We start from the raw sequence: 8,809 nt of genomic DNA, 5'->3' as shown, positions 1-8,809 counted from the left end.
CCAGGTCGCCGCGCCCGGTCGCGTCGTGCTCGTACAGCGCCCGCAGCAGCCCGTCCGCGAACGCCCTGACCGCGTCGTCGGCGAGCAGCGGCAGCACGGACCCGGACGCCAGCTGCTCGTGCTCGACGAGTACCCGGCCGCGCCGCCGCGCCACCGACAACGCCTGCTCGGCCTGCTTGTACGCGCCGGCGGCGGCGATCGGCCCGGCGGGCGCCGACAGCCCGACGACCAGTTCGTCCTCCTCGCCGGCGCCCTGCTCGGACACGGCCGCGGCGCGCGCCGCCTCCAGCCCGGCGGCATACTCCCCGCACGCGGCGGCGGCCGCGCCGCCGTCCCCGGCCAGCACCACCAGCCGCTCCCCGTCGGGCACGACCAGCACCGCCTCGCCCGAGCGCGCGGCGGCGGCCTCCACCACCTCGGCGAGCGCCGCGAGCGGGTCGCCGCCGGGGCCGGAGGCGGCCGGGACGGCGGCCGCGGCGGGCTTGGCGGCCTGCACGCGCGCGTGCCCGTCGGCGTGCGCCCGCGCGGCGGACGCCGAGGCCGACTCGGCGACGATCACCCGGAACGGAGCGTCCAGCAGGCCGCCGTACAGGTCCCCGGCGACGGCGCGGGCGTGGTCGGGCTGTCCGGCCAGCAGCATGCGCAGCACGGCGGCGCCGACCCGCTGCTCGGCCGCGTGCAGCGAGCGGGAGCGTTCGGTGGTGAGGGTGAGCAGGGCGATGGCGGAGTGGACGGCGTAGCGCTCGGCGGTGCCGAGGGTGGCGGCGGTGCCCACGGCGAGGGCGGCGCGCGGGCGGCGGCCGGTGCCGATGGAGTGCAGTTCGACGCGGTCCTCGGTCTCGGGGCCGCCGACCACGGCGGAGGCGGGCGCGGGCCGGTCCCGCAGCCGCTCCACGTCGGCGGTGAGCCGGGCGGCCCTGCGGCCGGCCCACTCGGGCGCGGTGGCGACGACGGCGCCCGAGGCGTCGTAGAGCGCGGCCCATCCGTCGACCTGGGCGGCGAGCGCGCCGAGCAGTCCCTCGGGGCCGGTGTTCAGCGCCTGCCGGGTCAGCTCCCGCTGGGCGGCGAAGCCGGCCGTGACCGCGCGGTACTGGTCGGCTGCGATGGCGGCCGAGACGGCCTTGCTGATGGCGAGGAAGGGGGTGCGCCGGGGCACCTCCAGCAGCGGCAGGTTCTCCTCCTCGGCGGCGTCGACGAGCGCCTTCGGGATCTCGTCGTAGTTGACGCCGACCGCGAAGCCGAGGCCCACCACGCCCGCGGCGGCCAGCCGCTTGACGTAGCGGCGCATGGCCTCGGGGTCCTCCGCGTCCAGTTTGAGGGCGGTGATCAGCAGCAGCTCCCCGCCCTCCATGTACGGCACGGGGTCGGCGAGCTCGCTGACGTGCGCCCAGCGGACGGGCACGTCCAGGCGGTCCGTGCCCGCCCGCACGGTCAGCTTCAGCGCCGAGTGGTGGACGAGCGAGGCGAGCGTCGGGGGCATGGGGCCTTGAGCCTTCAGGTCTGCGGGGGTCTGATGATCATTGTGATCTTTTGGCCGCCGCGTATGAACGGCCTGTGTTGATTCTGCCTCACTGTATGGTCCCCGCGGGTCGTCCGCCCAGTCGTCCGTCCGGTTCAGCCCCGCAGATCCACCAGCAGGGGCGGGGCGTGCTCGCCCGCCACGGTGGTCAGGGACAGCACGGCGTGGCCCGGCGGCACCTCGTGGGCCAGCTCGGAGGCCGACCAGCGCTCCCGTTCGACCTGCTTGGTCGTCACCGCGTCGGTGGTGACCGCCTTGCCGGTGACCAGCTTGCGCAGGGCGTGGATGGCCCGGGTCATCGGCTGGTCGGCGAAGACGGTGTGTTTGGCGACCTCCTTGGTCTCCACCCACTCGGTGCCCCAGGCGTGCGCGAACCGGCTGCCGTCCCAGGTGGTGACCCCGGACAGCGCCATACGGCAGCCGACGGCTCCCAGCAGCGGGCCGTGCAGCGCCTCGGGCACGTCGGCGACCGTGCGGAGCGCGAGGACGACGCCCGCGTTCTGCGAGCGCAGCCGCTGCACGCGGCGCACCGACTCGGGGGTGACGGTGCCGGTGGCGTCGTCGAGGACCAGGCAGGCGAAGTGGGGGCGCCGGGAGTCCCGTACGACGGTGTGGAACTGGGCGAGGACCAGCCGGGTGATCAGCCGGGACGCCTCCTCGTGGCCGCGTTCGGGCAGGTCGATGCGGACCCGCAGCGGATGGTGGGCCACGGCCCGCAGCGAGAAGGGGCGGCCGTCCGCGCCCTGGGTGCCGAAGAAGTCGGCGAAGACCGGCCGGTCGAGCAGGGCGAGCCGGTCGGCCAGGGCGGGGCCCGCGTCGGAGGCGCCGCCGGCCTGGCGCATCCTGGCGTCGAGCTCGCGGCGCATCACGGCGTGCTCGTCGGCGGCCAGTCCCGCGCGCAGGGACGCCAGCGCGCCCGGATCGCCCTCCAGCAGCTCGCGCAGCACCGGCAGCGGCGGGAAGTGCCCGTGCACCGCGCGGTAGGGGCCGAGCAGCTGGGCGAGCGCGGTGGCGGCGCCCCGGGCGCCCACGGTGTCCAGGTCCCCGGCCAGGGCCTCGGCGAGGAAGGCGGCGGCCTCGTCGGGGTCGTCGGACTCCGCGTAGGGGTCGAGGTCGTGCACGGAGGCGGGGTCGCCGATGCGGACCACCACGTCGTACGCCGCGTCCGGGCCGAGGGGCGAACCGGCGGCGGAGACGGCGACCACCGCGCAGCGGCCGGTGAGCGCCTGGAGGGCGAGCGCCTCGGCGACCGGCTCGGTGACGTGCCGGGTCTTGCCCGAGCCGGACGGCCCGACCACCAGCAGCGAGGTGCCGAGCGTGTCCGGGCCGACGGCCGCGCCGGCGTCGTGGTAGGCGCGCGGGGCCCGCTCCCCCGGCACCCAGCGCCCGATGCGCACCTGCCCCTCCAGCAGGTCGTGCCGGACGGTACGACGGGGCAGGTCGCGGGCGCCGGAGGGGTGGGTCCAGGCGGCGCCGCCCTCACGCAGCACGGTGTCGGCGAAGACGGGCGTGCGCGCCTCGCGCCGGGCCCGGTCCCAGGCCCGCTGGACGCGGGCGCAGTCCACGTCGTTCATACGCCCGCCGGCGACCTCGGCGGTGAGCACGTCGGCCGCCTGGTGCTGCCCGGCGTGGCGCAGCCCGGGCCACTGGGAGCGCGGCAGGTCGGCGGGCGGCGGGGCGGCCGGTCCCGTGGCGGCGCGGCGGCGGGCGGAGAGCTCCCTGACGTGGCCCAGCCAGCCGCCGAGGCGGGCGAAGGGCCACACCACCAGCAGGGTGATGAGCGCGTACAGGGTGTCGGTGAACAGCTGGGAGGCGAACAGGTCGTAGCCGCCGGAGAGGAGGACGACCAGGGAGAACACCGGGTCGACCACCGGCAGCGGGTTCCAGCCGACGCCCGGGAAGGCGCCGGGGAAGACCAGGCTCAGCGTGATCAGGGCGCCCGCGGCGGCGAGCAGGGCCCGGGCGGGCTGCGGGCGGCTGCCCACGAAGTGTCGCAGCACCTCGGGCCAGCTGCCCAGGTGCGCCACGGCGTAGACGAGCACGGCGAAGAACACGCCGTCGTAGACCACGACCGCCTCGCGGCCCTGCATGCCCTTCGGGGACACCGTGCCGCCCCACCACCAGTCGCCCGGGGTGAACAACTTCAGCGGGGCCCACTGGTAGGGCAGGGCGCCCTGCCGCCACAGCGACCACACGAGCAGGGCCACCACGAGCGGGATCAGCAGGCCGACGACCGTGATGGAGGGCAGCCGCCGCGAGGCCTCGGCGCCCTTCGGGGGGCGGTGGCCCAGGCGCCAGATGCCGGTGCGGGCGGCCGGCCGGGGCGCGTCGAGCCAGTCGGCCACGGCGGCGCGCGGTGCGTGTGCGGGGGCGTGCCCGGGCGGGGGCGGCGACGACTCGTAGCCGTACGAGTCCGGCGCACCAGGCGCACCAGGCGCTCCGGGCGCGCCCGGGGGGCGCGTCGGCCGGGGCGGTGGCGCGGAAGCGTCCCGCGGCACCGCCGGGCGCGGCACCGGGTGCGCATGCTTGGGATGCGTACCCCGGGCGTCCTGCGTCCCGTCGTCCATCTGCCCTGCCCCCTGACCAGCCGTTCCGTCCACCATCAGCGAGTCAATCTAACGCCCGGGCAAGGGGAGTTCACCGATTGCGGGCGAAGGCGCCCGGCGGGGCGCCGGCGCCCGGGCTCTCCCCGGCCCGCGGCCTTCTTCCATCCCCCTCTATGTCCACCGCGGACAACCGCGACTCCAGACAACGCCCACATGGAGCATGCCCACCCCCCTTCCGCCGCCCTAACCTGCGAAGAAAGCAGGAAAGCGTCCGAAAAACGCCCCCGAGGGCAAGACTCGCAAGATCTCATCAGGGAGCCCCCATGACCGCACTTGAGCAGGAGCGCCGCGTCGTCACCGCCATTCCCGGCCCGAAGTCGCAGGAGCTGCAGGCCCGCCGTCTCGCCGCGGTCGCGCAGGGCGTGGGCTCCACGCTGCCGGTCTTCGTCACCCGGGCGGGCGGCGGCATCATCGAGGACGTCGACGGCAACAGGATCATCGACTTCGGCTCCGGCATCGCCGTGACCTCGGTCGGCGCCTCCGCCGAGACGGTCGTACGCCGCGCCTCCGCGCAGCTCGCCGACTTCACCCACACCTGTTTCATGGTCACGCCGTACGAGGGTTACGTGGCCGTCGCCGAGGCGCTTGCCGAGCTCACGCCGGGAGACCACGCCAAGAAGTCGGCCCTGTTCAACAGCGGCGCCGAGGCGGTGGAGAACGCGGTCAAGATCGCCCGCGCGTACACCAAGCGCCAGGCTGTCGTCGTGTTCGACCACGGTTACCACGGCCGTACGAACCTCACCATGGCGCTCACGGCCAAGAACATGCCGTACAAGCACGGCTTCGGCCCCTTCGCGCCCGAGGTCTACCGCGTCCCGGTCGCCTACGGCTACCGCTGGCCGACCGGACCGGAGAACGCCGGTCCCGAGGCCGCCGAGCAGGCCATCGACCAGATCACCAAGCAGGTCGGCGCGGACAACGTGGCCGCGATCATCATCGAGCCGGTGCTCGGCGAGGGCGGCTTCATCGAGCCCGCCAAGGGCTTCCTGCCCGCGATCCGCCGGTTCGCCGCCGACAACGGCATCGTCTTCGTCGCGGACGAGATCCAGTCCGGCTTCTGCCGCACCGGCCAGTGGTTCGCCTGCGAGGACGAGGGCATCGTCCCGGACCTGATCACCACCGCCAAGGGCATCGCGGGCGGCCTGCCGCTCGCCGCCGTCACCGGCCGCGCCGAGATCATGGACGCCGCGCACGCGGGCGGCCTGGGCGGCACCTACGGCGGCAACCCCGTCGCCTGCGCGGGCGCGCTCGGCGCGATCGAGACGATGAAGGAGCTCGACCTCAACGCGAAGGCGCGGCGGATCGAGGAGGTCATGAAGGCCCGCCTCGGCGCCATGGCCGAGAAGTTCGACATCATCGGCGAGGTCCGTGGCCGCGGCGCCATGATCGCCATCGAGCTGGTCAAGGACCGCGGCACCAAGGAGCCGAACCCGGAGGCGGCCGGCGCGCTCGCCAAGGCCTGCCACGCCGAGGGCCTGCTGGTCCTGACCTGTGGCACCTACGGCAACGTGCTCCGCTTCCTGCCCCCGCTGGTGATCGGCGAGGACCTTCTCAACGAGGGTCTGGACATCATCGAGCAGGCGTTCACGCGCATCTGAGCGGGGGATTCGCACACCCGGTGGCGCCTGCGGCAGACCGTGTGAAGAAGGTGTGCGAGGTGGATGGCAGGACGCCGTTCCGGCTGTTCCGCGCCCCTTCGCTGCCGTAGCTTCTACGGCAGATGAGAGATACACCCGCCCACAGGGGACTGTGGGTGACATCAGGCCGACGCCTCCCCAGCTTCGACCTGGTCGTGCCTCGCGCACACAACCGGAGCCCCCGGGCTCCGGGTCTCCTCACCGATCGGACGGTCGCCCGCCCCAAACCCCCCGGGGCGCGCGACGTTCCGGTCAGGACGGTCGACGTCAGATGGGACGACCGCCCCCCGAAGGGCCGGCGCACACCCCCCCTTGCGCCGGCCCTTCGACGTGTCCGGCGCGGGTCTGCGAAGCTGTGGACCATGTCGGCCACCACGGACCGGGACCTCGGGCACGGGTCCGCCGCCCCGGGGGGAAGGCCCGCCGGTCCCGCCCGGTGGGCCTGTTTCGTGTCCCTTCTGATCGCGCTGCCGGCCGTACTCTTCGCGCTGATCACCTGGCAGGTCGTCGAGCGCGGCCCGCTGCTGGGCGTTGACCGCGACGTCAGCCACGCGCTGCTGCGCCCCGACCGCGCCTCCGAACTGCTCGCCGATCTCGGGAACGTCGAGGTCGCGGTGCCGGTCCTCGCGGTCGCGCTGGCGTGCGCGGCCCTGCGGGGGCGTGCCACAGGTGTGGACCGGTGGTGGGTGCCCCCGCTCGCGGCGGCCGTGCTCATGGCGGTGCTGCCCGCGCTGATCGTGCCGCTCAAGGAGTGGACCGGGCGGCACGGGACCACCGCCGTGCCGCCCGGAGTCGGGTACTTCCCGTCCGGACACACCGCGACCGCCGTGATCGCGTACGGGTCCGGGACGCTGGTCCTCCTCCCGCTGCTGCGCACGGCCCTCGCCCGTCTCGCGGTCGTCGCCGTGTGCTGCGCGCTGGTGCTCGCCGTGTCGTTCGGGCTGGTGCGGCGCGGCTACCACTGGCCGCTGGACGTGGTGGCCAGCTGGTGCCTCGGCGCCGTGCTGCTCTCGCTGCTGTTCCTGCTGCTCGCGTCCCTCAGCCGAAGTACGCGTCGAAGTTCTTCTGGAACTCCCAGTTCGAGAACCGGTCCCAGTTGACCGACCAGGTCATCAGGCCGCGCAGGGCCGGCCAGGCGCCGTGGGTGGCGTACGGGCCGCAGTTGGTCTTCCTGGTGAGGCAGTCCAGGGTCCTGGTGACCTCGGACGGGGAGACGTAGCCGTTGCCCGCGTTGGTGGAGGCGGGCATGCCGATCGCCACCTGGTCGGGGCGCAGCGGCGGGAAGAGGCCGGCGGGGTCGCCCGCCACCGGGAAGCCGGTGAGGAGCATGTCGGTCATGGCGATGTGGAAGTCCGCGCCGCCCATGGAGTGGTACTGGTTGTCAAGGCCCATGATCGGGCCCGAGTTGTAGTCCTGGACGTGGCGCGTGCGGCGGGAGGTCCGTGCCGCCGCCCGGGCCGCCGGGGTTCGCGGCCGTGGTCGCGGTCACCGTCGCCGACCGTGCCGACTCGCCGGCGTCGTTGACCGCCGCGACCTGGAAGGCGTACGCCGTCGACGCGGCGAGGCCGGTGACCGTGGCCGAAGTCCCGGTGACGGTCTGGACCTTGGCGCCGTCCCGGTAGACCGCGTAGCCCGTGGCGCCCGTCACCGGCGACCACGTCAGGGCCACGCTGGAGGAGGTGACCGTGCCGGCCTTGAGTCCGGTGGGCGCGGCGGGCGGCTGCTGTCCGGTGCCGCCGCCCGGGCCGACGAGGGAGAGGTCGTCGGCGTAGTAGGCGCCCGTGCCGTACCAGCCGTGCGTGTAGACGGTGACGCCGGTGGTGGACGCGCCGGTGCGGAAGGTGGTGGTGAGCTGCTGCCAGTCGGCGGCGGACTGGGTCCAGGTGGAGACGTCGGTGGTGCCGGTGCCGCTCGCGCCGAGGTAGACGTAGGAGCCGCGGACGTGACCCGACAGCGTGTACTGGGAGTTGGGCTGGACGGCGACCGTCTGCGCGCACTGGGCGTCGTCGCTGCCTACCGGCGTCGCCCGCAGGGCCGAAGTGCCGCCGTGGACCGGGGAGTTCACCGCCGCTCCGGAACCGGCGGTGCAGGACCAGCCGTCCAGGCCCGACTCGAAGCCGCCGTTGCGCAGCAGGTCCGCGTCGGCCGCGTGGGCGGCAGTCGACGAGAGGGCGGTCAGGCCGGGGAGCCCGAGCAGGGTCGCCGTGAGCGCCGCGAGCAGGCGGCGGGCGGCGCGTCCGGTTCTGTCGCGTTCCACAAGTGCCTCCAGGCATGGGGGAGATGGAGGGCGGGGAAGGGAGAGGGGAGCGCGCCCAACTTGGTCCAGACCAATTCCTTTGTCAAGCCCCGCGGCGCCGTCCGGCCGCCGGGCTCAGCGGTCCTCCCCCGCGGCGAGGGCGGCCGCGGCCTCGTGCATCGCCAGTTCCAGCAGGACCGGGTCGGTGAGGGTGCCCGAGCCGTCGGGCGGCACCAGCCAGCGCACCTTCCCGGCGACGCGGCCCGGACCGGGCACGACGATCCAGGTGCCGGCCCCGGCCGAGCGCACCCCGGTGCCCAGCCAGTGTTCGGCCGTGCCCGGCGGCACCAGGAAGCCCACCCGCTCGTCGCCGAAGTCCGCCAGCACCGGCCCCAGTTGGTCCAGGACCCGGATCAGGACGTCCATCGTGGGACAGCCGAGCCGGGCCGGCAGGATCAGCACGTCCCAGGCCCTTCCGGCGGGCAGCAGGGCGATCGCCCGCGGGTCGCGCTCCCACCGCCGGCGGCACGCCTCGGGGTCCGGCGCGACCGATGCCAGCCATCGCAGCGCCGTCCGTGCCCCGGTTCCCGTCATGAGAAGGCCTCCCTCTGCCTCGTCGACGCTGGTCGCGTCACGAGTGGGAGGGAGGTTCCCATCAGGCATTACGCGGGTTCCGGCCACTCGTGGGAGTGAACCGGATCACAGGATGCGCCCGCGTGCGCCGGGCGGTCAGCTGTCGAAGCCCAGCCCCAGCCGGTCCATCGCCCGCAGCCACAGATTGCGCCGGCCGCCGTGCGCGTCCGCCCGCGCC

General features: G+C 74.7%; 5 protein-coding genes and 1 pseudogene. 2 read left to right on the top strand and 4 right to left on the bottom strand.

Going from position 1 to position 8,809, the window contains the following annotated elements; all coding sequences use genetic code 11:
- Together IE249_RS28060 and IE249_RS28055 are read right to left on the bottom strand one after the other, a co-directional pair.
- Positions 1-1,480: PucR family transcriptional regulator ligand-binding domain-containing protein (locus tag IE249_RS28060; RefSeq protein WP_229859406.1), on the bottom strand; the 1,480-nt coding region annotated here is incomplete at its 3' end.
- 134 nt (positions 1,481-1,614) lie between these two features.
- Positions 1,615-4,086: an ATP/GTP-binding protein gene (locus tag IE249_RS28055; RefSeq protein ID WP_189709128.1), complete on the bottom strand. Its 2,472-nt coding sequence runs from the start codon at positions 4,084-4,086 to the stop codon at positions 1,615-1,617.
- Between the two features lie 302 nt (positions 4,087-4,388).
- On the opposite strand from IE249_RS28055, the gene gabT reads away from it, so the two are divergent.
- A complete protein-coding gene (gene gabT, locus IE249_RS28050) occupies positions 4,389-5,723 on the top strand; it encodes a 4-aminobutyrate--2-oxoglutarate transaminase (RefSeq protein ID WP_189709126.1) in 1,335 nt (444 codons plus the stop codon).
- A gap of 488 nt (positions 5,724-6,211) precedes the next feature.
- On the top strand, positions 6,212-6,862 hold the full coding sequence (locus tag IE249_RS28045; protein WP_229859404.1) for a phosphatase PAP2 family protein: 651 nt from the start codon (positions 6,212-6,214) through the stop codon (positions 6,860-6,862).
- Here IE249_RS28045 and IE249_RS28040 read toward each other — a convergent pair.
- Together IE249_RS28040 and IE249_RS28035 are read right to left on the bottom strand one after the other, a co-directional pair.
- A pseudogene (locus IE249_RS28040) lies at positions 6,801-8,019 on the bottom strand (carbohydrate binding domain-containing protein). The gene IE249_RS28045 and the pseudogene IE249_RS28040 overlap by 62 nt on opposite strands.
- Positions 8,020-8,133: 114 nt before the next feature.
- Positions 8,134-8,592: a hypothetical protein gene (locus IE249_RS28035; protein WP_189709122.1), complete on the bottom strand. Its 459-nt coding sequence runs from the start codon at positions 8,590-8,592 to the stop codon at positions 8,134-8,136.
- Positions 8,593-8,809 lie beyond the last annotated feature (217 nt).

Source organism: Streptomyces anandii JCM 4720, assembly GCF_014650655.1.
In the GTDB taxonomy this organism is placed as follows: Bacteria; Actinomycetota; Actinomycetes; order Streptomycetales; family Streptomycetaceae; genus Streptomyces; species Streptomyces anandii.
Note: the sequence above shows the minus strand (reverse complement) of the source record. Positions and strands in the feature narration are given on the sequence as shown.

What these genes read in the sequence shown, in the direction of transcription:
- IE249_RS28035 (WP_189709122.1), bottom strand. Translation starts at nt 8,592, where the DNA reads ATGACGGGAACCGGGGCACGGACGGCGCTGCGATGGCTGGCATCGGTC.
- gabT (WP_189709126.1), top strand. Translation starts at nt 4,389, where the DNA reads ATGACCGCACTTGAGCAGGAGCGCCGCGTCGTCACCGCCATTCCCGGC.
- IE249_RS28055 (WP_189709128.1), bottom strand. Translation starts at nt 4,086, where the DNA reads ATGGACGACGGGACGCAGGACGCCCGGGGTACGCATCCCAAGCATGCG.